This window comes from Cryobacterium sp. Y82 (genome assembly GCF_002929495.1).
Lineage (GTDB): Bacteria > Actinomycetota > Actinomycetes > Actinomycetales > Microbacteriaceae > Cryobacterium > Cryobacterium serini.
Window position 1 is genome coordinate 99,252 of the sequence record NZ_PJJJ01000030.1, and the last position, 23,877, is coordinate 123,128.

A 23,877-nucleotide genomic window follows, 5' to 3' on the forward strand; every position below is an offset into this window, starting at 1 on the left:
CTTGATCGGGCGGATGCTCAGCCCCTAGGCCGCTGGAATGGCGAGGAGAAGCACAATCGCTGTCGACGACAGGCTCGCGGTGAGCGAGTTGAGGAGATACGTTCCCATGCCGCGGTCAAAGACGAGCGCAGGCGATGGGAAAGAAGAACATCAGCACCAGAAGCCAGGTCGCTGCAGTGATCAGGGTGCCCGTGAGCTTGCGCATCAGCGGTCACCTCCATTCATGAATACTTTGAAGAGGGTGCGAAGGGCGAGGGTGGCGACGGCGATCGTCACAATGACCGTGACGACCCCGAAGGCGGCGGCTTGCCCGACGTCGAGTCCGATGAACGCCCGCTCATAGAGCAGGTAAGACAGGGTCTTGGTACCGCCCGTTCCCTTCGTCATGATCGCGATCGGGTCGAAGGCCTGCAGGAGCATGATCGACCCGAGGAGGGTCGCGATCTCGATGTATTGGCGCAGGTGCGGAAGCGTCATCCACTGGAAGGTTCGGAACGGGCCGGCACCGTCAACGGCCGCGGCCTCGAGCACTTCCCGACTTTGGCTCTGCAGCCCGGCAAGCAGGATGAGCATCATGAACGGCGTGTATTGCCGGGTGAGCATCATAATGATCGTGAGCGCCGGAAAGTCGGTGTTCCAGTCGATCGAGGGTATACCGATGAGGTTGAGTCCCACGTTGACCAAGCCGACGTTGACGTCGAGCATCGACCACTGCCAGATGAGAGCGGCGGCGGCCGGCATCACCAGGAACGGGGTGATCATGAGTGTGCGGGCGAGACCCTGGCCCATGAACTTACGATCGAGCGAGACGGCAAAAAACAAACCAAAGACGAGCGAGAGCACCACGGACGAGCCGGTGATGACGACGGTTGCCATCAGCGACGGGAAGAAGTCGGGGCCGGTGAAGACGACCGCGTAGTTCTGAAACCCGGCGAACGCGATCTCGGCCGGGTGGAGCTGGTTCCAGTTGAGGAACGAAAAGTCGATCGTGACCAAAAGCGGAACTTGGGTGAGCACGATCGAAAACAAGAGTGCGGGCAGCACGAGTGCCCGTGACTGTCGAGCCTTCGTGGGCAGGGAGAGTGCGGCGGCGTGCGATCATTTCGCCGTGGGCGGTGCCGGCGCTGGCGACCGGGTTGACGTCATGGTTGTCATTGCTTCTTCCTCATCGTTGCTGTGCTGTCGGGGGCCGTTTGACCGACCCCCAACAGCACGTTCTTGTGCGGTGCTACTTCTGATTGTCGCCCGCGGTGTGAGCGATGACCTGGCCCTTATCGAGGGCCTCCTCCATAGTGGTGCGTCCGGCGATGGCATCCGCTACCAACTGGGCGACTTGGTTACCAACGTCCTGGAACTCGGGAATCATCACATACTGGATGCCAACCCACGGCTGCGGATTGAGCCCGGGCTGCTTCGGGTTGACCGAATTCATGACGTCGAGCGTGATCGGGGCGAAGGCCGCAGCGACTTTCTGATATTCGGGGATCGAGTAAGTCGACGTGCGCGCTCCCGGGGGGACGCGGGTCCACCCCAGAGTCGTGCCGACTAGCTGCTAGAAAGCGAGTGGACTGACCTTCACTGCCATGGTGAAGAAGCTGCTTATCGCGAATGCCTGCCGGCTGCTTGCCCAGACCGATGACCCGATCGCCTCGGTGTCACTCGGTGTTGGCTATTCAAATCTGGCCAACTTCAATCGCCGGTTCTACGCCGAGCTCGATATGACCCCGAGTCGCTATCGGCGGCTGGATGCCGATGACCGCCCGTAGGGGACGACCCCGAGTCTTGACCTCAAGACCCGGCGCAATCCGTCCGTGCTCGAGGTGGCCGCGGGGATCACGGTGTAGGGCACCATGATGAGCCCGGCCAGATGCCCTGTCCGGCGCCGGTCAGTAGCCGTTTTGCTCGTCCAGGTCGGTCTGCTCCGACGCGTTCGGTTTCATGCCGAGCACGAGCATCGCAATTACCACGAGCGCCACTATGAACGTCACCCCGAGCCCGATGACCGAGAGCATGAGTTCGCGCGTCGTGAGAAGAATGGTCACTCCGACGAAGAGAGACATCGCGCCGGAAATTCCGAGCAATTCGGCCGGCTTCAACCGATCGGAGCGGCTCGGCTGGTGCGCCGGGTTGGGGGTACCAGGAGTCTTTTTGGTCACAGGGAGTCCGAATCATTGGTTGCAGTGTTCGCAGGGGCGGGTTCCGCTGTTGCCGTGGCGCGAGGACGCTGTCGGGGAGAATCCCCCTTGAGGGACAGCCCGGCAATCGGCTGGAATACAACGAGAAAGACCAGGTAGGCGCCGAACAGTCCGACCGAGACCACCGGGTTGGGCGGAAGCAGCAGCAGAAGCAGAGCGAGTACCGCCCCGCCAATGCCGGTGAAAAGCCAGTCCTTGGCGGGTAGAGGACGTGCGCGCAACCGGATGCCGGCATAGATTTCGAGAAAACCAGTAACGGCACCCCAGACGCTCACGATGAAAAGAAAAAACCCGTGTCCACCGGTGTGGAAACCGAGGGCTAGCGCGCCAGCGATCATGCTCACGATGCCGTGAATGAGAAACAGGCTGCGGTCGATAGCAACGGTCAGGGTGCGCGGTCCAACCAACACGAGCAGGATGCCGCTCGCGAGGGCGAATGCCCCGAAAACGATCAAACCCAGCTGCGCGGAGTGATCCCGGTTGAACGTGATGATAATGGCCGGGATGACTGCGATCAAGGCGCGCCCAACGGGTACAGCCCAATAGCGGGGCCCGACGCCTGATGGTACCTGCGCGTTTGCCACGCACGACCTCTTTCGTTGCAAAATCTGTCAGGCCTAGTCTACGCGGCCACACCGGCCGGATCTGCGAGCGCGCTGATGCCGACGACGCGGGCCCGAACTACCCGCCCGCCACCATGTCGGCGAAACGCGAGTAGTGGCCGTGAAAGGCAACCGTGACGGTGCGCGTCGGGCCATTCCGGTGCTTGGCCACGATGAGATCGGCCTCACCGGCGCGCGGGTTGTCTTTCTCGTAGGCGCTTTCGCGGTGAAGCAAAATAACCATGTCGGCATCCTGCTCGAGTGAACCCGACTCACGAAGGTCGGAGATGGCCGGCATCTTGTCAGCGCGCTGCTCTGGCCCACGGTTGAGCTGGGATAGTGCGATCACCGGAACCTGCAGCTCTTTCGCGAGCAGCTTGAGAGCGCGCGAGAACTCACTGACCTCTTGTTGGCGGGACTCGACCTTCTTGCCACTGGTCATCAGCTGCAGATAGTCGATGATGACCATCTTGAGGCCCACCCGCTGCTTGAGTCGGCGGCATTTGGCACGGATCTCAACCAGGGTCATGTTCGGGCTGTCGTCGATGTAGAGCGGTGCGTCGTTGATGCGCCCGCGAGTGGCGGCAATCGTGGTCCAATCGCGTGCCTCAACGGTGCCCTTGCGCATACTCTGGAGAGGTACGGAAGCCTCCGCCGCGAGCAGGCGCATCGCAATCTCGCTGCGCCCCATTTCGAGCGAGAAGAAGATGCTCGGCATGTTGTGGTGGATGGACGCCGAGCGTGCGAAGTCGAGGGCGAGGGTGGACTTACCCAACGCCGGACGAGCGGCCACGATGATGAGCTGGCCGCCGTGGAATCCGTTGGTCAGTTCGTCGAGATCCGCAAATCCGGTGGGGACGCCGCTCATTTGTCCGTCTTTGAGCTTGGCGGCCTCGATTTCTTCGATCGCCGCCGTCACAGCATCGGTGAGCGGAACGTAGTCCTCCGTCTGCGTTCCCCCCGTGACGGCATAGATTTCTGCCTGCGCGGTGTTGACGAGGTCAAGAACCTCCCCCTCAGCCGCGTAGCCCATCTGGGCGATACGGGTGCCCGCCTCGACCAGACGGCGCAGCAGCGCGCGCTCGGCCACGATGGTCGAGTAGAACCCCGCGTTGGCAGCAGTGGGCACGAGGCTCGTCAGGGTGTGCAGGTAGTCGGCACCCCCGGCCCGCGAGAGTTCACCGACCTTGGTGAGCTCATCCGTGACGGTGATCACGTCGGTCGGCTCGCCTTGGGCATAGAGCGAGAGAATTGCGTCGAAAATTATCTCGTGCTTGGGAATGTAGAAGTCGCCGCCTCGTACGGTCTCAACAACGTCGGCGACAGCGTCCTTGCTGAGCATCATGCCGCCGAGGGCGCTCTGTTCTGCGAGGAGGTCGTGCGGCAGTGCTCGCTCCGACTTCCAGGCTTCAGCGGGCCGCTCTCCGCGGGCAGGCCCACTCGCTGACAAACCGTACTCATTTGACGCTGGCTGATTTGCCAGGCCCAGGTGAGCGATTGACACTCCGCACCTCATTCTCTGTCGTTCGTATAGGTGTATCAGGGCCCACCGACACGGGACGGGAGACACCAGCCTGAGCGAGATGCCGACACTGATTCACCCTAAGGAGCCAGCAGCACTCGCCACAAACCCCCCTGTGGATAACGCTGTGGATAATCTGCGCGAAACGCCGTGGAGATTGTGCAGAACCTGTGCATTCGCCTGTGGATAAACTTTGATATTTTGCGAATAAAATGTCTTTGATCAGGACTTTAAGTAGGAGAATGGGTTGTGAATAAAGTAGTCTCAATCAACCCTTGAACCTTGCCGATACGAATGCTCACCTGTGCACAAGAGCAGCGGGTCAATGCCACAAAATCGCTCGTTAACGCCACGTAGCGGGGGATTCCCTGAGGAATCTCCCGCTACGTGGTTAGGTAAAAGCTGCCGGCCGTAGAGCGCCGGGCCTACCGAGGTGCGTTGTTACTTGGCAGCGACGACCACGAGGGTGATCGTGGCGCTGAGTTCGTCACGAAGACGAACCGTTGCCTTGTGCTCACCGGTCAGCTTGATCGCGGTGAGTTCGATCTTGCGCTTGTCGACCGTGCCGAGGCCAGCGGCGGCGACTGCATTGGCCACATCCGTGGTCTTGACCGAACCGAACAGGCGTCCGCCCGCGCCGGCCTTGACGACCAGGGTGACCTTGGTGTTCTCAAGCTTGACCTTGAGCGCCTCAGCCTCTTCGAAGGTTGCGTGCTCGCGGGCTGCGCGGGCTGCCTTGATCTGCTCGATCTGCTTTTCGCCGCCGCGGGTCCACGCCACAGCGAAGCCCTTGGGAACGAGGTAGTTACGAGCAAACCCGTTCTTGACGTCTACGACGTCACCGGGTGCACCGAGGCCGGAGACCTCATGCGTCAGAATCAATTTCGACATTTGGTTTCCTTACCGGCCTGAGCCTGCGTAGGGCAACAAAGCCATTTCGCGGGCGTTCTTGACGGCACGGGCGATGAGGCGCTGTTCCTGAACGGAGACGCCTGTGATGCGGCGGGCGCGGATCTTTCCACGCTCGGAGATGAACTTGCGCAGGGTGGGGACATCTTTGTAATCGATGACACCAACCCGAATCGACTTCGCGGGAGCGGCGTTCTTGCCACCCTTAGCTCCGCGAAGCGGCTTGCGGCGGTCGCCGCTCGACTTTCCAGCCATGATTTCCTTACTTTCTTAAAAGGTGTTAGCTACGCGCGTGGCGTGGCTTAGAAGGGGGTCTCGTCGCTGAAGTTGCCTGGACTGTTCCAAACATCTCCGCCGGACGCTGCGGGCGCAGCAGTCTTGGCAGGGGCGCTGGGTGCCCATGGCTCATCATTGCCCTGGCCACCGACAGCGGGAGCGCCGCTGCGGGGGCCGGACGACTGCGCGCGAGTGAGGGAAGCGGTGGCGTAGCGCAGCGAGGGACCAATTTCGTCGATCTCGAGCTCCATGCTCGTGCGCTTTTCACCTTCCTTCGTCTCGTACGAACGCTGCTTGAGACGCCCGGAAGCGATGACACGCGACCCCTTGGTCAGTGAACCTGCCACGTGCTCGGCGAATTCACGCCAAACGCTCGCACGCAGGAACAGCGCGTCGCCATCTTTCCACTCGTTAGCCGCACGATCGAATGTGCGCGGAGTAGAAGCAATGGTGAAGTTGGCAACCGCCAGCCCGTTCTGCGTGTAACGCAGTTCCGGATCGCTGGTGAGGTTGCCCACCACGGTGATTACGGTCTCGCCAGCCATGGGCTACTTGTCGCTTGCCTTGTCGGCAACAGCGGCCGGAGCCGGGGTGGCCTTGGCAGCAGCAGGCTTGGCGGCAGCGACCTTCGCGGAGGGAACCGCGGTGGAGGCGGCAGCAACCGGCGCGGAAGCGTCTACCTTGGCGGCAACCGGAGCAGCAGCGGCCGGAGCCTCGACTGCATCGGCGACGACAGGCTTCGCAGCAGAAGCAACCTTGGCCGCCGGAGCGGCAGCGGCTGCAGCAGCAGCGTCAGCCTTGGCCGCGATGACCTTGGGGTTGGCAGCCTTGCGGGCAGCCTTTTCTGCGGCCAGCTTGGTAGCGACGACGACCTGGGCAATGCCCTCTTCGGCGCGGAGCACCTTGGTGCGCATGACTGCCTCGGACAGGCTCAGCTGGCGGTCGAGCTCGACCGTGGCTGAGGCGTTCGCGGTGAAGTCAACGACGGCATAAATGCCTTCGGTCTTCTTGTTGATCTCGTATGCGAGACGACGACGACCCCAGACATCAACCTTGTCAATGGTTCCACCATCGTTGCGAACAACGTTGAGGAACTTGTCAAGGCTGGGAGCTACAGTGCGCTCATCGATCTCGGGATCGAGGATAACCATTAGTTCGTACTGATGCATGACTAACCCACCTCCTTCGGACTAAAACGGCTACAGACTTTCTGTAACAGGAGGGTTGTGCATGTGCTGAACGCGGAGGCCGGGAATCCGGCACGCAGGCAACCTGCCCAGACTACCGGATACCCCGTCGTTGCGCCAGTCGATCAGCTGGTTTACTCGGTCAGGGTCGCGTTCGCTGCGTCCTGGGCTGCGAGCACACCCTGCTGCACCGGAATGCGACCGAGGAAGACTTCGTCAAGCAGCGGCCGCATGGCGTTCTCGGCGGCCGGCCAGCCAGCACCGCGCGGCGCCGGCGCCGTTCCGCCGGCCAAAACGTCGTAGAACGGGCTGATGTCGACCTTCTCGGCTGCCCAATAAGCAGCGTAGGCGGGCTGCGCGGCCAGGACGGCCGGAGACGCTGCGCCGGAAGCGCCAATGAATTCAGAGCCGGCAGCGCTCCCGAGCCATTCCAACACCCGCTGGGTTTTCGCCGGGCGCTCCGACGAAGCATTTCCGGCAGCAGCGATGCCATCGACTCCGCTGATCGAGCCGGCGGGACCGCTGGGAAGTTGCACGACGCCCCAGTCGAAGTTCGCCCCAGCGCTCACATTGGCGAGGTTGTACACCCCGCTCTGAAACAGGGCCATCTTGCCCTGCAGAAACTGCTCGCGGCTGAAATCGCCGTTGGTGTTGGTATCGGCGGCCGACGGAGCGACGTGCCACCTGTTCATGAGGTCGACGAGGTACTGGAATGAAGCGAGACCCGCGTCAGACGCAAAGACATACTGGTTAGTTTCATCCTGGAACTGGGCACCACCGGAGGCCAGATAGTTCAGCACCATCGCCTGCAGGTCGTAGCCAGCGTTGTAGCCGTATTGGCTCAGGTTGGAACCGTCGAAATCTGCGCTGTCGGCCGTATTCCCGTTGTAGTCCTTGGTGAGTTTCTGCAGCGCGCTGATGAGGGTGTCGTTATTACCGGTGGGATCCCAGGTGAGCGCAGACACGTCTTCGGCGGTCAGACCGGCATCACCAAGCAGGTCGGCGTTGTAATACATCGCGATGCCGGGGTCGGCCAGCTGCGGTACTCCCCACAGCGTGGCATCCCGGGTGTACTGGGCGACGACGGCTGGAACCCAGCCGGCCTGGGTATCCGCTGGCATGGCGGTCGTGATGTTGAGCAGTGCGCCCGCGTCGGCATAGGCAGGGTAGCTGCCGCCATCGACCCAGAACACGTCAGGAGCACTGTTACCGGCGACGTCGGTGCGCAGCTTCTCGAAGTAGTCGTCCCACGGCACGATCTCGACGTCGACGTGGATGTCGGGGTTGTCTTTTTCGAAAGCGGTGAAGGACTTCTCGTAGGCGGCAGCGACCTGTTCGTCCCAGAGTCGCACGGTCACCGTGGTCGCGGAGTTTCCAGTGTCGGAGTCGGAGAAATTCAGTGCGGCGACGGCCCCGGAGATGACGAGAAGCACGGCGGCTGCGCCGGCGGCAATGATGGTGGAACGCTTGGCCATGATGTCCTCTGTTGACGGATCGAACCTTCCCCAAGGGACTAGCCTACGCAGAACCCGCAATGGTGATCGACCGGACGAAGCTGCGCTGGAACATCAGGAACAGCACGAGGAGCGGAACCAGGGCGAGCGTTGTGGCCGCCATGACGAGCGTCCAATTGCCGTTGAACTGGCTTTGCAGGCTTGCGGTGGCGACGGTCACGACCCGCCATTCGGTGCCGGTCGTGACCACGAGCGGCCACATGAAACTATTCCAGTGGCTCACGATTGTGATGAGGGTCAGGGTGGCGATGATCGGGCGGGACAGCGGCACGACGATCTCGACCAACACGTCGAGTGTGTTCGCCCCGTCGAGTCGGGCGGCATCGATGAGCTCTTGGGGAATGCCGCGAAAATATTCGCGCAACAAAAAAATCGCGTAGGGGGAGGCGAACGCGAATGGCAGCACGAGACTCCAAAACGAGTTGCGCAGGCCGGCCTCGGTCATCATGAGGTACAGCGGAACGACGAGCACGACCGGTGGGATCATCAGGGTCGACAGGTACACCCAGAACAGTATCTGGCGACCGGGGAAGTCGACTCGGGCGAAGGCATAGGCGGCGAGAATCGAACAGATCAACTGCCCGACCAGAATCAGCACGGCCGTGAGTACCGTGATCAGGATGGCGCGCCCGAATTGGGCCGGACCGTTCAGCAAGAGCGCAAAATTTTCCAGGGTGAACGGGTCAGGCCAGCTCAGCGCTGACTGCTGCGCGAACTGCTCCCGTGTCTTGAACGCGGTCAGGATACTCAGCAGGAACGGGCCGAGGGTGAACAGTGCGCCCAGCACGAGCACAAGGTAAACGGCGACCGTGGAGGATAATCTAGTCCATTTCATAGGTGACCCTCCGGCGAAAATACAGCTGCTGGGCGAGGGTGATGACGACCAGGATGACCAGCAGAACGACGGCCATGACGGCCGCGCGGCCGAGGTCGAAGGCCTCGAAAGCTTCGTAGTAGATGCGCGCGGCCACGACATCCGTCGATCGTGCCGGGCCGCCCTGGGTGAGCGCGTACACCTGGTCGAAGACCTGAAAGGCCGAAATAACCGTGGTGACCAGCACGAAGAACATGGTTGGGCGCAACAGGGGCAGCTTGATATGCCAGAACATCTTCACCGCGCCGGCGCCATCGATGCGGGCCGCCTCGAGAATCTGCCCAGGAATGTTGAGCAGCCCGGCCATGAAGAACAGGGTTACGTAGCCGACGTTGGTCCAGATCACCACGGCGGCCACAGCCGGAAGCGCGAGTGCGGGGTCACTGAGCCACTCGACGCGCTGCCCGAGCAGTGTGTTGAGTGCCCCATCCGTGGGCGCGAGGATCCACTTCCAGACGACGCCGAGAGCAAGTGGCGCGCAAATCCATGGCAGTACGTAGATCGTGCGAAACCAGGCTGACCCCGGCAGGCCGCGCGTGAGCACAGTGGCCGCGGCGAGGCCGATCAGGGTTTGAATCGGCACCACGAGCAGAGTGAAGATGAGCGTGACCAGCAGGGAGTTGCCAAAGACGCCGTCACTGAGAACGGATTGGTAGTTGTCGAGGCCGACGAAGGTGATCGGGCCGATCAGGTCCCAGCTCTGAAAGCTGAGCCAGAGCACGACGAGCACCGGAAGGAGGAGGAAGCAGACCACGCCGAACAGACTGGGCGCGAGCAGGGTATAGCCGGTTATCGCCCTGCGTCGACGCAGGCTGCCCCTATTGGACACGCTCCGCCCACCAGCCCACTAGTCGGCGAGTGGCTTCGTCCTCGCCGAGGGGTCCATCGTCCAGCCGCTGCTCGAGCAGATAGCGGTAGGCCTCGCCAACCTCGCGCCCCGGTTTCATGCCGAGCACGGCCATGATCTGTTCGCCGTCGAGGTCGGGGCGTACGGCGCCGAGTTCTTCCTGCTCGGCCAGAGCGGCAATGCGCTGTTCCAGGTCGTCGTAGGCGAAGCCGAGCCGATCGGCCTTGCGCCGGTTGCGGGTCGTGACGTCGGCGCGGGTGAGGATATGCAGCCGTTCCAGTTGGTCCCCGGCGTCGCGCACATATCGGCGCACGGCGGAGTCGGTCCAGGCGCCCTCGGTGTAGCCGAAGAATCGCAGGTGCAGCTCGATCAGGCGAGCAACGGCGTTGATGGTGTCATTGTCAAAGCGCAGGGCGCGCAGTCGTTTCTTAGCCAGCTTCGCCCCGACCACGTCGTGGTGGTAGAAGCTCACGACTCCGCCCGGTTCGAGTTTGCGGGTGGCCGGCTTGCCGATGTCGTGCATTAGGGCGGCGAGGCGCACGATCAGGTCGGGAGACTCAAGGTTGCCGCGTGATTTCTCGTAGCCCATAGCCTGATCCAGCACGGTGAGGGTGTGCTGGTAGACGTCCTTGTGGTGGTGGTGCTCGTCGATCTCCAATTGCAGACCGGGAATCTCGGGGAGCACGATCTCGGCCAAGCCCGATTCCATCAGCACTTCGATGCCCGCGCGTGGGTCCTTCGAGACCAGTAGTTTCGACAGTTCGTCACCGATGCGTTCGGCCGACACGATGCGGATGCTGTCCCGCATCTTCTCCATGGCCAGTGCGGTGTCGAGGTCCAGCGTGAAACCCAGCTGCCCGGTAAACCTGGCCGCGCGCAGCATCCGCAGCGGGTCGTCTCCGAAGGAAACCTCCGGAGTGCTCGGCGTGCGCAGTTGTTTGGCCAGCAGGTCGTCGATGCCGCCGGCCGGATCAACGAGCGTCAGCTGGGGCAGGCGCAGTGCCATCGCGTTGACGGTGAAGTCGCGGCGCATCAAGTCAGGTTCGAGGTGGCGTCCGAACACGACGTCGGGCTTGCGGGTGGTGCCGTCGTAGCTGTCAGCTCGATAGGTGGTGATCTCCACCGTCTCGCCGGCCAGGCTGGCACCGATTGTGCCGTATGCCCGGCCAATGTCCCACTGCGCTTCAGACAGTGGCCTGACGAGCGCGAGAATCTGGTCGGGGGCCGCATCCGTGGTGAAATCCAGGTCGTGCAGTGGACGATCAAGGAACGCATCGCGCACCGGGCCACCGACCAGAGCGAGTTCGTGGCCGGCAACCGCAAATGCGTTCGCCAGACGGGATACCGTGGGAGTGGCAGCCAGGTCGCCCAGTCGTGCGAGGGCTGCCGCGACGCTCTGCATAAGCCCCATATTAGTTGCCATCCTGAAGCGCGCAGTCGCGGTGCAGGCGGCTCTACGCTGGTACGCCGTAGAATCCCCTTATGGTGGCCGAGTCAGATCCCGCGCATCGGCCCGCGTTCCCGGTTGCCGCGTGCGCTGCCGTGCCCCCGGCCGGGAGCGTGTTGCGTCATCGACGATTGCGACCAATCACGGCGTTTCTGTTGGGATTCCTAACCCTGGCGTCCCTGATTTTTGCACCCCTATTCTCTTTGCCCTTGTCCCAGGCCGCTACGGAGAACAGTACGGTCACGAGCGCCACAACCCCCGAAGACACCATCAGCGTCACCGTATCTCCGACCACTTCGCCGCAATTGTCGCCGGGCCAGGATCTGGTTCTTACGGTGACCGTGCACAACAACACGGACGCTGGCATTCCGATCGGCCGCGTCGATGTGTACCTCGCGCAGCTGGCGCTGACCACGCGAGCTGCGCTCGATGGCTGGCTGCGACCCGATGCGAACACAAATTCTGGCGACCAGCTGGTGAGCGTACCAACGACGGAAGTTATTCCGGCTCGGGCCAGTACAAACCTCAGCATCACGGTTTCGGCCGAGGCCGTGGGATTGAGCGACCGAAACGCGTGGGGATCGCGTGGAATCACCGCGATACTCAGCGTGGGTGACGCGATTCAGGCAGAGGGCCGTGGCACATTTGTCTGGTCACAGGGCAGCGCGATCACCCCGGTCGGGCTCGCTTCCATCCTGCCGATCACGACCCCGGAAAGCACGACCGGGCTGATCACCCTGAAGGCGCTCGAGTCGTACACGAGCTCGGTCGGTCTGCTCTCTCGCCAATTGGATGCCGCCATAGAGACCCCAACGGCAGCGATCGCCCTTGATCCGCAGATTATCGCCTCGATTCGCGTGCTCGGCACCAAGGCTCCGGCATCGGCCGTGGCCTGGCTCGACCGTCTGGCTGGGACCAGTAACGACATCTTTCCGCTCGGCTATGCGGATGCCGATATCGCGTTGCAAGCGCAGGCCGGAGCCACGACGCTACTCACGCCGACCTCTTTCTCGGCGGCAATTGATGCCAGTCTGTTTGTCGTACCGCCGGCCACACCTATCCCTGAGCCCACGACCAGCCCGACCGCTGTGCCCAGCATCACCTCTCGCGCCGGAGCCGAAACTGCCCCATCGCCAACGCCCACCCCGACTCCCGCGTTGGAACCCGGCGCAACGGTCATTCCGTCGACCAGCGACCTGTTGGCGTGGGATTACACGAGCACCGCGATCGGCTGGCCGGTCGCCGGGGGTGTTGCGCGCACCGACCTCGACGTGTTTGCCGCGAGCGGCCAGACGACGACTATCCTCTCCAGCGGCAACGTCGAGCAATCCGACGTCTTCACCCCTAATGCAGCGTTCGCCCTTCCGGGCGGGCTGGCCCTCGTCAGTGACTCCGTGCTCTCGGCCGCCATCCGGGCCGCCGCCGCGGCGACGTCCGAGGACGAGTGGCGGGTTAACGTCTCCGAGGCTGCTGCGCTTTTGGCGATCGTGTCTGCGGAGAACCCCAATTCGGCACGCACGATGTTGGTCACCTTCGATCGCAGTAGCCCGGCCAGTGCCACCCGGGTCAGTCAGACCCTCGCGGCGCTCGATTCTACGGCTTGGTCGAACGCGGCTCCCCTGCAGTCAGCCTTGGAGTCTGCCCCGGCCACCACGGTGACCTTTCAAGACCGGGCAATTGACAGCAACCGGGTCGCACTCGCCCGATCCCTGTTGGATCGCGAGGCGGCGATCTCTGAATTCGCCACCATTTTGGCTGATCCCCTCGCGTTCACCGCTCCGGCACGACTGAATGTGCTGGCCCTTCTCGACACGACCTGGGCTTCGCAGACGTCGGCCTGGGCTGAGCAGGTCGGAGCGAGCCTGGCTGCCTCCTTCGACCTGATTCACGCCGTGACTGTCACCACCCGCGGACCAATTATTGTGGTGGGCAGCAAGGTTGACCTCCGCATCACGCTCGACAATGCCCTGGACCAAGCCGTCACCGTGCGCGCCAAGATTGTGCCCTCCAACGGTCGACTCATTGTCGGTGACACCCTCGAGACCATCATTCAGCCCAACTCTTCACAAGCGGTTTCCGTGCCACTCAGCGCCGCCGTCGGTAACGGCGACGTCGTCTTGCGAGTCACCCTGTTCACCCTGAACGGCACTCCGCTGGGCCAGCCAGCCCCCATTGACGTGAGCGTGCGCGCCGACTGGGAAGGAGTCGGTGCGAGCATCTTCGCGATCCTTGTCGTCGGCTTCTTCGGTTTCGGCATCTGGCGGAACATCGTGCGCCGACGCCGGGAACGCGCCGGTGAGGCATCCGCTACTCCCGGCAGAGATGTGTTAGCTGAGGCGGAATCCGATGTCTGACACCGCGACCGGCAACGGCGGAATCGGTCGAGCCAGCGCTTTCCTGGCCTCCGGCACGATCGTGTCGCGCATTCTCGGCTTCGTGAAGGTCATTGTGCTGGCCGCCATAATCGGCCAGTTCGGCGCCACTGCTGACACCTTCGCGATCGCCAATCAGCTGCCGAATACCATCTATGTGATCGTGGCCGGCGGAATACTGACGGCCGTTCTGGTTCCGCAGATCGTTCGTGCCAGCCTGCACGCCGACGGCGGCACTGCGTACATCAACAAGCTGCTCACGCTAGCCCTGCTCGTACTGTTGGCGGCGACGCTCGCGGCTACCCTGTTGGCCCCGCTGATAACGAGATTCATCGGCCTGAACCTGCCCGAGAACGAAAAGGCACTGGCCGTGGCATTTGCCTACTGGTGCCTTCCGCAAATGTTCTTCTACGGCCTCTACACGCTGCTGGGCGAAGTCCTCAACGCCCGCAAATCCTTCGGACCGTTCACCTGGGTGCCGGTGCTCAACAACGTCGTAGCCATCGCCGGCCTAGTCGTTTTCGCAACGCTGTTCAGCGCGGACCCTACCGGTGATCGATCGGCTGCCGAGATCACATCGGCCATGGTCGCTGTGCTGGGAGGCAGCGCCACCCTCGGCGTGATCACCCAGTCCGTCGTGCTGTTGTATTTCTGGCGTCGCATCGGTTTGCGCTATCGCCCGGACTTTCACTTTCGCGGCGTCGGTCTCGGGGCCGCGGGCAAAATGGCGAGCTGGACCTTCGGCATGCTTCTGCTCACGACCTTCGCGGGAATCGTCGAAACGCAGGTCGTCACCCGCGCGCACGGTGAAGCATCCGTTGCCGTGCTCGCGACCGCTTGGCTGATCTTCATGCTGCCGCACTCGGTGATCACCGTGTCGGTCGCGACGGCATACTTCACCCGCATGAGCGAACACGCCTCACTGGGTAATTGGACTCTGGTCAAAACGGATGCCTCGAGCGCGATTCGGGGAACGTCGCTGGTAATCGTGCTCGCTGCGGCCGTAATCGCCGTCTGTGCCTACCCCGTAGCTGCCGTCTTCGTGGCACCATTCGACCAGGTTCAATCCATTGGCAACGTCATCATCGCGTTTGTTCTGGGGCTCGTGCCGTTCTGCGTACTGTTCGTTCTGCAGCGCACTTTCTATGCCCTCGGCGACACACGCACACCGTTCTTTTTCACCCTGTTTCAGGTTGGTCTGCTGATCTGCGCCGTGCTGGCCTGCGCGTGGCTGCCGACAGACTGGATTGCCGTGGGCATCGCCGGTTCTATCACCGTGACCGGCACGCTGCAGGCCATTCTGGCTGCCCTGCTCCTGCGCCGTCGAATGCACGGTATCGACGGGCGTCGCATTTTGCGCAGCCTCGTGAAATATCTGGTCGCGGTCATCATGCCCCTGGCTGCGGGCCTGACCCTTATGGTGATTCTGGGGGCCGGTGTCGAGGGTGGCTTCGCGGTGTCCTCGAGACTTACGGCCATGGTCTCCATGGCTCTGACCGGTGTGATTATGGCCGCGAGCTACTTCGGCCTGCTGCTGCTCATGCGCAGCGACGAGCTCACAGCGTTCCTGACGCCCCTGCGTGATCGATTGCGCCGCTAACCACCGCGGCGGACGCAGCTGCCCACAGCGCCAGGATGAAGGCTTCGCCCGGTTTTCCCGATCGCTTCCCGAGACTGCGCCGCACCTCCAAGCTGGGAGGCCATGGAATAGCAGCCGATTAGGATGTGTTGTATCGAAACGTGAGGCGGGATATTGCTCGTCTCGCCCACCACTGCAAGGAGTGTGCGCGTGCGTCAGATCATCATTATCGGTTCCGGACCGGCCGGCTACACGGCGGCGATTTACGCCGCCAGGGCCAACCTCAAACCGCTTCTGATTGCCAGTTCGGTCGAGGCCGGCGGTGAATTGATGAATACCACCGACGTCGAGAACTTTCCTGGCTTCCCAGAAGGCGTTCAGGGCCCCGACCTGATGACCAAAATGCAGGAACAGGCAGAACGCTTCGGCACCGAGGTCGTCTACGACGACGTCGAATCTGTTGACCTGTCAGGACCCGTCAAGACGGTCGTCCTCGGTAACGGTGACGTCGAGCAGGCGCTCACCGTCATTTTCGCCACCGGTTCCGCCTACCGCAAGCTCGGCCTCAGCGATGAAGAACGTCTCTCCGGCCGTGGCGTCTCTTGGTGCGCCACCTGCGACGGTTTCTTCTTCAAAGGCAAAGAAATCGCCGTGATCGGCGGTGGCGACTCCGCCATGGAAGAAGCTACCTTCCTCACCCGGTTCGCCTCGAAGGTGCACGTCATTCACCGCAAGGGCGAATTGCGCGCGTCAAAGATCATGCAGGAACGTGCCTTCGCAAACGACAAGATCGAGTTCATCTGGAATTCCGAGGTCGTCGGTATATCCGGCATCGACGCCGTTGACGGTCTAATCCTGCGCGACACTGTCTCCGGAACCGAGACCGGCCTGCCCGTTGGCGGAGTGTTTGTAGCAATCGGCAATGATCCGCGCACGCACCTCGTGCACAAGCAACTCGATCTCACCCCGGAAGGCACCATTGCCGTGGCGGGCCGATCATCGCTTACGAGCCAGGCTGGCGTGTTTGCAGCCGGTGACGTAATCGATTCCAGCTACCGTCAGGCCATCACTGCGGCTGGTTCCGGCTGCGCGGCCGCTCTCGACGCGGAGCACTACCTCAGCACCCTTCCCCCCGCCTTGCTGGCCCAGACCGGCGACCCCGAACTCACAACAGTCAACTAAGGAGTATTTCATGACCGCACGATCCGTGACCGAAGCCAACTTCGAACAAGAAGTCATCAACAACGAAAAGACCGTCCTGGTGGATTTCTGGGCCGAGTGGTGTGGCCCCTGCCGCGCTGTCAGCCCGATCCTCGACCAGATTGCAACCGAGAACGCCGACAAGCTCGACATTGTCAAGCTCAATGTCGACGAGCACCCAGCTCTGGCCGCTAAGTATCAGATCACCTCCATCCCCGCGATGAAGGTCTTCCAGAAGGGTGAGGTCGTCAAGACCGTCATCGGCGCCAAGCCGAAGCCGCAGCTCGAGAAGGACCTGGCCGACTTCCTCGTCTAACCAGTAGTTCACACGCGATCAAACCCGTCCGGCATCAGCCGAGCGGGTTTTTTCGTGCCCGGTGCCACCCCATACGATAAGGAAGACAGCAGAACGGATGTGACGTGACAATTCAGGGTTCCCCCCAGACCGGCGCTGTGCAGACAACTACTGCGCAGGGCAGCAATAATCTCGACCCGTGGTACCACCACTACGCCGACCGAGCCTCTGGGCTCAAGGCCTCCGAGGTGCGCGCACTCTTCGCTGTGGCCTCACGTCCCGAAGTGGTTTCACTAGCCGGCGGCATGCCATACGTCGCTGCCCTGCCGCAGGACCTCGTCATTGATGCAATGGACCGCGTCATGCACCAGAAAGGTGCTACCGCCCTACAATACGGCTCTGGTCAGGGATTTCCCTTGCTCCGTGAACAAATTCTCGACGTCATGGCCCTCGAAGGCATCAAGGCCAACGCCGATGACGTAGTCGTGACGACCGGTTCCCAGCATGCCCTCGAGCTCGTGAGCAAGCTCTTTTTGAACCCTGGCGACGTCGTTCTCTCCGAAGGCCCGAGTTACGTCACCGCTATGGTCATCTTCAAGTCATACCAGGCCGAGGTTGACCATGTCCCGATGGACGAGAACGGTCTGATCCCGGCCGCTCTGATCGAGCACATCGCTGCCTTGAAGGCCGCCGGACGAACCATCAAGTTTCTGTACACGATCCCCAGTTTTCACAATCCCGCCGGGGTCACCCTCAGCTGGCAGCGGCGCCTGGAGATTCTCGAGATTTGCCGATCGAACAATATCCTGGTGCTTGAGGACAACCCCTACGGCCTGCTGTACTTCGATAAGCCAGCACCGGATGCCATTCGCTCGCTCGAGCGCGACGGCGTCGTCTACCTGGGCACCTTCTCGAAGACGCTCGCGCCTGGTTTTCGAGTTGGTTGGGCGCTCGCCCCGCATGCAATTCGCGAGAAACTCGTGCTTGCCAACGAGGCGGCCGTGCTCTCCCCCAGCTCCCTCACCCAGATGATCATTTCAGAATACCTGGCCACGACCGACTGGAAAGCGCAAATCAACACGTTTCGCGGCGTGTACCACGAGCGGAAGAATGCCATGCTGGCCGCCCTGGATGAGTTTTTGCCGGACCTGAGCTGGACCAATCCAACCGGTGGATTTTACGTTTGGGTCACCCTGCCTGAACGACTCGATTCCAAGGCCATGCTTCCCCGTGCGGTCAAGGAACTAGTTGCGTACACACCCGGTACCGCGTTCTACGCGGACGGAGATGGGCGCCAGAACCTGCGTCTCGCCTTCTGCTATCCCACCCCCGAAAGTATTCGACTTGGCATACGTCGTCTAGCTACTGTGATTCGTGGCGAACTCGACCTACTCGACACTTTTGCCGGCACAGGGCCGCTCGGCGCTGCCCCCGACCGGCCGGGCATTCACCATCAGCGTTTCGGTGGCCCACCGGCAAATATCTCTTAATTGCGCATTACTACCGACACTCAGCAAGGAAAAAACCTGATCATGAGCGAATTATCCGCACTTAGAATCATCGTGCTGGCCGGTGGCATCTCCCATGAGCGTGACGTGTCACTGCGATCGGGGCGGCGGGTAGCGGATGCCCTCACCGACGAAGGCCACTCCGTCACCGTGCTTGACCCTGGCGCCAACTTACTGAGCACCCTGGCGGAACTGGCCCCAGACCTTATCTGGCCCACCCTGCACGGCGCCACGGGAGAAGATGGCGCCCTTCTGTCCCTGCTGGAAACCACCGGAATTCCATTTGTCGGTTCGCGCGGCCCCGCGGCCGCTCTGGCCTGGAACAAGGCCATCGCCAAAGAGCTGGTGCTTCGGGCTGGCTTCGCAACTCCCCCAGCAATTGCACTGTCGACCGAAACTTTCCGCGATCTCGGGGCCACGAGCGTGCTTGAGCATTTAGTGAGGGCGATCGGTCTGCCGCTCGTCGTCAAGCCTGCCCAGGGCGGCTCGTCACAGGGCGTGACGATTGTGCGCACCCCCGCCGACCTGCCGCGCGCCATGGTCGACGCGTACACCTACGCCGACACCGCGTTGGTTGAGGCCTACATCGACGGGGCCGAGGTCACTGTCGCCGTACTCGACACCGGAGATGGTCCCGCGGCACTGCCGATCGTGGAAATCGTTCCCCTCGACGGCGTATACAGCTTCGAGGCTCGCTATAACGCTGGTGAGACCGATTTCTACACGCCTGCCCGTCTCTCTGACGATGTTGCAGTGACCGTCGCCGCCGCAGCGGTGGCCATACACACTCTTCTGGGGCTGCGCCACCTAAGCAGAGTCGACCTCATTGTCGATGCCGCCGGCACGCCTTGGTTTCTCGAGGCCAACGTGCTCCCCGGCCTCACCGAAACATCCTTGGTTCCCCAGGCTATCGAGGCCGACCGACACACCCTCGGCGCCACCTATTCCGCGCTGGCAACGAACGCCCTAGTCACTCAATAAGCCTGGTTTCACGTGAAACATCGCAGCTTCCCTTACTCGCACATCCCGTTTCACGTGAAACACCACACCTCCCCCATGGACAGGCCTGTTTCACGTGAAACGTGGCAAGGCGCCTGCTAAGCCGCCACAGGAAAGCCCGAGCTGCCACAAGAGCGGCCAGAAAATATTGATTTCTGCGGACGGACCCGGCACGCACCCCGGAACATTTGACGTGCCACGCCCGTCATGGACCGTTTCACGTGAAACGTCGCGCAGACAGACCCTCCGACTAATTTGCGCTGAAACCCGGCTCTCCGAGGACCGTCAGAATACGGTTCAAGTCACCGATAGTCGCGAAATCCACCGTGATCTGGCCTTTTCTAGCTCCCAGATTGATTTTCACGCGAGTGTCGAGCCGATCTCCGAGGTGCTCTGCGATCTCATCAAGATGCCCCTGGCGTCGACCCGGCAGTGGTTTCGCCTTTACTACCCTCGGAACGGCAATCGCAGTCGCTTCGGCCGCACGAACGGATAGGTCTTCCTCGACAATTTTGTCGGCCAGACGCAGCATGCCGGCCGGGTCGCCCACCGACAGAATCGCGCGCGCATGACCGGCCGAAAGTACACCAGCGGCAACGCGCAACTGAACCGGTTCCGGTAGTTTTAGCAGTCGCAAGGTGTTCGTGATTTGCGGACGAGATCGACCAATGCGCTTGGCTAATTCCTCCTGGGTTATACCGAAGTCCGCAAGCAACTGCTGATAAGCGGAGGCTTCTTCCAGTGGATTCAGCTGGGCGCGGTGCAGGTTCTCCAGCAATGCGTCACGCAACATATCGACGTCTGCGGTCTCACGCACCACTGCCGGAATGGTGTCAAGCCCAACCAACTTCGTGGCTCGCAAACGCCGCTCACCCATAACAAGCTCATACTTGCCCGGTTCATCGGATAATGGGCGAACAACGATGGGTTGCAACACCCCGACTTCACGAATGCTGTGCACAAGTTCAGCAAGGTCATCTTCATCGAAGATAGTACGCGGCTGCGCACGGTTAGGAACGATGTTTTGCGGATTCAGGTGCGCCAGTCGGGCGCCAGCTATCAGCGGAACGTCAGGGACAGCTTCGGGGGGGGCATCCGCTGCACTGGTCACACCCCGCGGAAAGAACACATCGACCGGGCGCGGAGCGGAGGCATCGTCCTGCACCGGGATGAGTGCGCCGATACCGCGGCCAAGGCCGGTTCTTTTCGCCATTAGTGCTGTTCTTTCGTTTGAGAAGTATTTTCCGCTCGTGGCGCCCCACGATGGGCCATTTCTGCGGCTGCTTCCAGGTAGGAGAGCGATCCTGCCGAGTTGAGATCGTAGCTGACGACACTCTGGCCATAGCTTGGGGCCTCAGAAACGCGCACAGAGCGTGGAATTGCAGTATTGAGCACCTCGTCGGGGAAATGATCGCGCACTTCCTTCGCAACCTGGGTTGCCAGATTGGTGCGACTGTCGTACATCGTGAGCAAAATGGTCGAGACGACGAGGTCGGGATTGAGGTGTTTCTCGATTAGAGCGATGTTCTTGAGCAGCTGACTCAGTCCCTCGAGTGCGTAATACTCGCACTGGATGGGGATAAGTACCTCGCGTGCGGCGACGAAAGCGTTGATGGTCAGTAGCCCAAGTGACGGCGGGCAGTCAATAAAAACATAATCATACGGCTCGACCACCTCAGCCAGGTAGAGGTCGAGTGCACGGCGAAGGCGCTGCTCACGCGCGACGAGTGAGACCAGTTCAATCTCGGCACCGGCAAGGTGGATCGTCGCGGGAACACAGAACAACGCACCAAATTCGGGGCTCTTCTGTACGACCTCGTCCATGGGCATGTCGTTAATGATGACGTCGTAGACGCTCGGCGTCTCAGCACGGTGTTCAACGCCTAGGGCCGTAGATGCGTTGCCCTGCGGGTCGAGGTCGATGACCAAGACACGTGCTCCCTGGCGAGCCAACGCGGCGGCCAGGTTGACTGCGGTCGTAGTCTTACCGACCCCGCCCTTCTGGTTGGAGATCGTCAACACACGCGTGTTCTCGGGTTTCGGCAGATCTCCAGCAGCGATGACCTGGCGACGACGCGTGAGTTCCGCAATTTCTCGGGCCAGCGGCGTTGTACCGTCGAACCCTGCCGCCTTGCCGTTGTGCTGATCTTCAGCAGGATGTTTCACGTGAAACCTTTACGCTCGACGGTTGATGAGCCACCTGAAAGGGACCCCCGAACATGAAATTCAGCGTCATTCGGGACTACTCCACTGTAGCTCTGATGACTCGGGTAACCTCGGGCAGCACACCAGCACCGAGGGTAATAACCCGAACATCACGCAGGCGATACTTGCGAATCGGTTTGGCCGCTGCTTCAATCTCACGCTGCGCCCCCTCACCTTTCATGAGGATGAGCTCACCGCCGCTGCGCAACAGGGGAGCGGTCAATGGTAACAACTTACTCAAGGCACTCACCGCTCGAGCAGTCACTTGATCAAGCGGATGCGCCAGGCGTGTTTCTTCGGCGCGCGCACGCACCACGGTCACATTCAACAGGCGTAGGGCCGCAACCTGGTTATTCAACCACGCGACTCGACGTTCCATCGGTTCGATCAGCACGAAATCCACGTCGGGCCGGGCGATAGCCAGCACGAGACCGGGAAGGCCGGCGCCGGAGCCAACGTCACCCACGAGCCCCGGACGCAAAAGGGGCGCCACGACGGCGCAATTGAGAATGTGCCGAGACCACAGACGTGGCAGTTCCAGTGGACCAATTAGCCCCAAAATTTCGCCCTGATCAGCTAAATTCGTGACAAAGGCCCTCATGACATCGACCTGTGGCCCCAGAAGGTCGACCGCCGTTGGCGGTTCAATCTCTACGGCAACCGGATCGCCCGTGCTTCCTGATGCCGCCATCGATTCAGGCATGTTTCCCGCGGTACGTTTCGGGTCCGGCGTGACAGATTGCGACATGACCAACGAGACTACGCCGCGGTAATGACGGTGTGTCGGTCGCGGCCCTCACCGGACGACTCCGACCGGTAACCACCACTGGCCGCGACGATGTCGTGTACCAGTTTGCGCTCGTAAGATGACATGGCCGGCAGGTCCGCTTCGGTCGCACCACCCACAATCCGCTCAATAGCCCGGGTCACAAGGGCGGCGAGTTCGGCTTCGCGCGCTTCACGGGATCCGCCGATATCCAAGATCAGCCGCGAAAAAGAACCCGTTTTATTCTGCACCGCGAGGCGAGTCAGTTCCTGCAGGGCGTTGACCGTTTCCGGCTTGGAAAGTACACGCAGACTGTCAGCCTCTGACGCTTTGACCGCTAAGTAGGCCCGACCATTGCGCGCATCAATGTCAATGTCGCCGTCCAGGTCGCAGATATCAAGGAACTCCTCGATATAGTCCGCAGCAATGTCACCTTCACGCTCGAGCTGATCGGTCGTCAGGGGTGTCTCGGTAACGCTCCCGGGTTCCGGAACGGCGGGGGAGGGATCTGTTGTCGTGTCGGTGGCAATGACAACTGCACTGTCAACAGTGACAGTATCCACTTCGTTGAGGCCGGTTTTGTCCGTCACGATGATCTCCACTATTTTTTCGGGCCGTTTTGTTTTTTCGCACGGGCCTTACCGACCGGCTGCTGCCGCTGAACGGGCTTGGCGGGCTCCTCAACCACAATGATGTCACCGTCAGTCGCGATGAGCTTGCCTTTACGCGCCAGACGCTCTTCCCGAGCCTTGGCGGCTTCACTGCCGGGCGTGGGCATGTTTCGGATGACCAGGAACTGCTGAATCATGGTCCAGAAGTTTGAGGTGAGCCAGTAGAACATGACGCCGAGCGGGAATGCAACACCAGAGAAAGCGAAGACGAGGGGGAGCAGGTAGAGCATGATGCGCTGCTGCTTGAACATGGGGCTCGCCTTGGTCTCAGGCGACATGTTCTTGGAAACGATCTGCAACTGGGTGATGAACTGCGAGGCGGTCATCAGCACGACCATTGTGGCCGCGATGATCATGACGGTGCCATTGAATGGGTCACCGGCAGTCCACAGCGACCACTGGGAGGCAAAGGTATCGTGCAGCGGCGCATTGCCAAACAGTGTGGCGTTGCCGAAGCTCTCGGCAAGGCTCTGGTTGAGGGGGCCGACACCGCGGGTCGAGCGCTGGGCATCATTGAGCACCGAAAACAGGGCGAAAAAGATCGGCATCTGCAGGAGCAGCGGCAAACACGAGCTCAGCGGGTTGGTACCGGTCTTCTTGTACATGGCCATGGTCTCGCGGGACATGGCCTCGCGCGAGAACTGGTCTTTCTTGCCCTTGTACTTGTCCTGGATCTTTTTGAGTTGAGGGGCGACCTCGAGCATCTTACGCTGGCTCTTGATCTGCCGTACGAAGATAGGAATGAGGGCCGCACGCACCACCAGTACGAGGCCGACGATAGACAACACCCAGGTGAGACCGTCGTTGTAACCCATACCCAAGCTGGAAAAAAGCCAGTGGAAGGCGACGAGCAGTAGCTCGACCACCCATTTCAGAGGCCAGAGAATCGTACCTATGAGGTCCATACTG

At 61.5% G+C, this 23,877-nt stretch carries 24 protein-coding genes and 1 pseudogene; 7 read left to right on the forward strand and 18 right to left on the reverse strand.

Annotated elements, in window-relative coordinates:
* Positions 1–204: 204 nt before the first annotated feature.
* Together CXY70_RS07535 and CXY70_RS18000 are read right to left on the reverse strand one after the other, a co-directional pair.
* Entirely contained in the window at positions 205–1,044 is an 840-nt protein-coding gene (locus CXY70_RS07535) for a carbohydrate ABC transporter permease (protein ID WP_233205814.1), read from the reverse strand.
* A gap of 184 nt (positions 1,045–1,228) precedes the next feature.
* Entirely contained in the window at positions 1,229–1,432 is a 204-nt protein-coding gene (locus CXY70_RS18000; protein WP_199183397.1) for a hypothetical protein, read from the reverse strand.
* Between the two features lie 136 nt (positions 1,433–1,568).
* On the opposite strand from CXY70_RS18000, the gene CXY70_RS07545 reads away from it, so the two are divergent.
* The gene (locus CXY70_RS07545) at positions 1,569–1,766 is read left to right on the forward strand and encodes an AraC family transcriptional regulator (RefSeq protein ID WP_255412024.1); all 198 of its coding nucleotides are present in this window, start codon (positions 1,569–1,571) and stop codon (positions 1,764–1,766) included.
* Positions 1,767–1,886: 120 nt separating this feature from the next.
* On the opposite strand, the gene CXY70_RS07550 is transcribed toward CXY70_RS07545, so the two are convergent.
* The 11 genes and pseudogenes from CXY70_RS07550 to CXY70_RS07600 all read right to left on the reverse strand — a co-directional run bounded on the left by CXY70_RS07550 (position 1,887) and on the right by CXY70_RS07600 (position 11,328).
* Positions 1,887–2,156, reverse strand: coding sequence for a hypothetical protein (locus CXY70_RS07550; RefSeq protein WP_104191769.1), 270 nt, complete (start codon positions 2,154–2,156; stop codon positions 1,887–1,889).
* Positions 2,153–2,713 carry a hypothetical protein gene (locus CXY70_RS07555; protein WP_199183398.1) on the reverse strand — a complete coding sequence of 187 codons (561 nt, stop codon included), beginning with the start codon at positions 2,711–2,713 and terminating at the stop codon, positions 2,153–2,155. The genes CXY70_RS07550 and CXY70_RS07555 overlap by 4 nt, the downstream gene beginning before the upstream one ends.
* A gap of 163 nt (positions 2,714–2,876) precedes the next feature.
* Complete coding sequence (dnaB, locus tag CXY70_RS07560; RefSeq protein WP_369852216.1) at positions 2,877–4,247, reverse strand: replicative DNA helicase; 1,371 nt, start codon at positions 4,245–4,247, stop codon at positions 2,877–2,879.
* A 513-nt stretch (positions 4,248–4,760) separates the two neighbouring features.
* The gene (gene rplI, locus CXY70_RS07565; RefSeq protein ID WP_104191771.1) at positions 4,761–5,210 is read right to left on the reverse strand and encodes a 50S ribosomal protein L9; all 450 of its coding nucleotides are present in this window, start codon (positions 5,208–5,210) and stop codon (positions 4,761–4,763) included.
* Between the two features lie 9 nt (positions 5,211–5,219).
* The gene (gene rpsR / locus CXY70_RS07570; RefSeq protein WP_035835236.1) at positions 5,220–5,483 is read right to left on the reverse strand and encodes a 30S ribosomal protein S18; all 264 of its coding nucleotides are present in this window, start codon (positions 5,481–5,483) and stop codon (positions 5,220–5,222) included.
* Positions 5,484–5,530: 47 nt separating this feature from the next.
* Positions 5,531–6,049: a single-stranded DNA-binding protein gene (locus CXY70_RS07575; RefSeq protein ID WP_104191772.1), complete on the reverse strand. Its 519-nt coding sequence runs from the start codon at positions 6,047–6,049 to the stop codon at positions 5,531–5,533.
* Positions 6,050–6,304: 255 nt separating this feature from the next.
* Positions 6,305–6,673: pseudogene (gene rpsF, locus CXY70_RS07580) on the reverse strand (30S ribosomal protein S6); the annotation flags it as partial.
* Between the two features lie 152 nt (positions 6,674–6,825).
* Positions 6,826–8,166 (reverse strand): sugar ABC transporter substrate-binding protein, encoded by a 1,341-nt coding sequence (locus CXY70_RS07585; RefSeq protein WP_104191773.1) that lies wholly within the window; start codon positions 8,164–8,166, stop codon positions 6,826–6,828.
* Between the two features lie 43 nt (positions 8,167–8,209).
* Complete coding sequence (locus tag CXY70_RS07590; protein ID WP_104191774.1) at positions 8,210–9,040, reverse strand: carbohydrate ABC transporter permease; 831 nt, start codon at positions 9,038–9,040, stop codon at positions 8,210–8,212.
* Complete coding sequence (locus tag CXY70_RS07595) at positions 9,027–9,908, reverse strand: carbohydrate ABC transporter permease (protein ID WP_104191775.1); 882 nt, start codon at positions 9,906–9,908, stop codon at positions 9,027–9,029. The genes CXY70_RS07590 and CXY70_RS07595 overlap by 14 nt, the downstream gene beginning before the upstream one ends.
* Complete coding sequence (locus CXY70_RS07600; protein ID WP_104191829.1) at positions 9,898–11,328, reverse strand: CCA tRNA nucleotidyltransferase; 1,431 nt, start codon at positions 11,326–11,328, stop codon at positions 9,898–9,900. The genes CXY70_RS07595 and CXY70_RS07600 overlap by 11 nt, the downstream gene beginning before the upstream one ends.
* 80 nt (positions 11,329–11,408) lie before the next feature.
* Between CXY70_RS07600 and CXY70_RS07605 the strand changes: the two genes are divergently transcribed.
* The 6 genes from CXY70_RS07605 (at position 11,409) to CXY70_RS07630 (ending at position 19,308) form a co-directional block, all read left to right on the forward strand.
* Complete coding sequence (locus CXY70_RS07605) at positions 11,409–13,727, forward strand: DUF6049 family protein (protein ID WP_255412023.1); 2,319 nt, start codon at positions 11,409–11,411, stop codon at positions 13,725–13,727.
* Positions 13,720–15,345: a murein biosynthesis integral membrane protein MurJ gene (murJ, locus tag CXY70_RS07610; protein ID WP_104191777.1), complete on the forward strand. Its 1,626-nt coding sequence runs from the start codon at positions 13,720–13,722 to the stop codon at positions 15,343–15,345. The genes CXY70_RS07605 and murJ overlap by 8 nt, the downstream gene beginning before the upstream one ends.
* Positions 15,346–15,534: 189 nt before the next feature.
* On the forward strand, positions 15,535–16,506 hold the full coding sequence (gene trxB / locus CXY70_RS07615) for a thioredoxin-disulfide reductase (protein ID WP_104191778.1): 972 nt from the start codon (positions 15,535–15,537) through the stop codon (positions 16,504–16,506).
* Positions 16,507–16,516: 10 nt separating this feature from the next.
* Positions 16,517–16,840, forward strand: a complete 324-nt coding sequence (gene trxA, locus CXY70_RS07620) for a thioredoxin (RefSeq protein WP_104128743.1) — start codon at positions 16,517–16,519, stop codon at positions 16,838–16,840.
* Positions 16,841–16,944: 104 nt separating this feature from the next.
* A complete protein-coding gene (locus CXY70_RS07625) occupies positions 16,945–18,309 on the forward strand; it encodes a PLP-dependent aminotransferase family protein (RefSeq protein WP_369852195.1) in 1,365 nt (454 codons plus the stop codon).
* Between the two features lie 42 nt (positions 18,310–18,351).
* Positions 18,352–19,308 (forward strand): D-alanine--D-alanine ligase, encoded by a 957-nt coding sequence (locus tag CXY70_RS07630; RefSeq protein WP_104191779.1) that lies wholly within the window; start codon positions 18,352–18,354, stop codon positions 19,306–19,308.
* A 268-nt stretch (positions 19,309–19,576) separates the two neighbouring features.
* Here CXY70_RS07630 and CXY70_RS07635 read toward each other — a convergent pair whose 3' ends face one another.
* The 5 genes from CXY70_RS07635 to yidC all read right to left on the reverse strand — a co-directional run bounded on the left by CXY70_RS07635 (position 19,577) and on the right by yidC (position 23,873).
* On the reverse strand, positions 19,577–20,539 hold the full coding sequence (locus CXY70_RS07635) for a ParB/RepB/Spo0J family partition protein (protein WP_104191780.1): 963 nt from the start codon (positions 20,537–20,539) through the stop codon (positions 19,577–19,579).
* On the reverse strand, positions 20,539–21,492 hold the full coding sequence (locus CXY70_RS07640) for a ParA family protein (RefSeq protein ID WP_104191781.1): 954 nt from the start codon (positions 21,490–21,492) through the stop codon (positions 20,539–20,541). Before CXY70_RS07640 ends, CXY70_RS07635 begins: the two co-directional genes overlap by 1 nt.
* A gap of 76 nt (positions 21,493–21,568) precedes the next feature.
* A complete protein-coding gene (gene rsmG / locus CXY70_RS07645; protein ID WP_104191782.1) occupies positions 21,569–22,222 on the reverse strand; it encodes a 16S rRNA (guanine(527)-N(7))-methyltransferase RsmG in 654 nt (217 codons plus the stop codon).
* A 68-nt stretch (positions 22,223–22,290) separates the two neighbouring features.
* On the reverse strand, positions 22,291–22,758 hold the full coding sequence (locus CXY70_RS07650; RefSeq protein ID WP_233205822.1) for a R3H domain-containing nucleic acid-binding protein: 468 nt from the start codon (positions 22,756–22,758) through the stop codon (positions 22,291–22,293).
* Between the two features lie 140 nt (positions 22,759–22,898).
* The gene (gene yidC / locus CXY70_RS07655) at positions 22,899–23,873 is read right to left on the reverse strand and encodes a membrane protein insertase YidC (protein ID WP_104191783.1); all 975 of its coding nucleotides are present in this window, start codon (positions 23,871–23,873) and stop codon (positions 22,899–22,901) included.
* Positions 23,874–23,877: the final 4 nt, after the last annotated feature.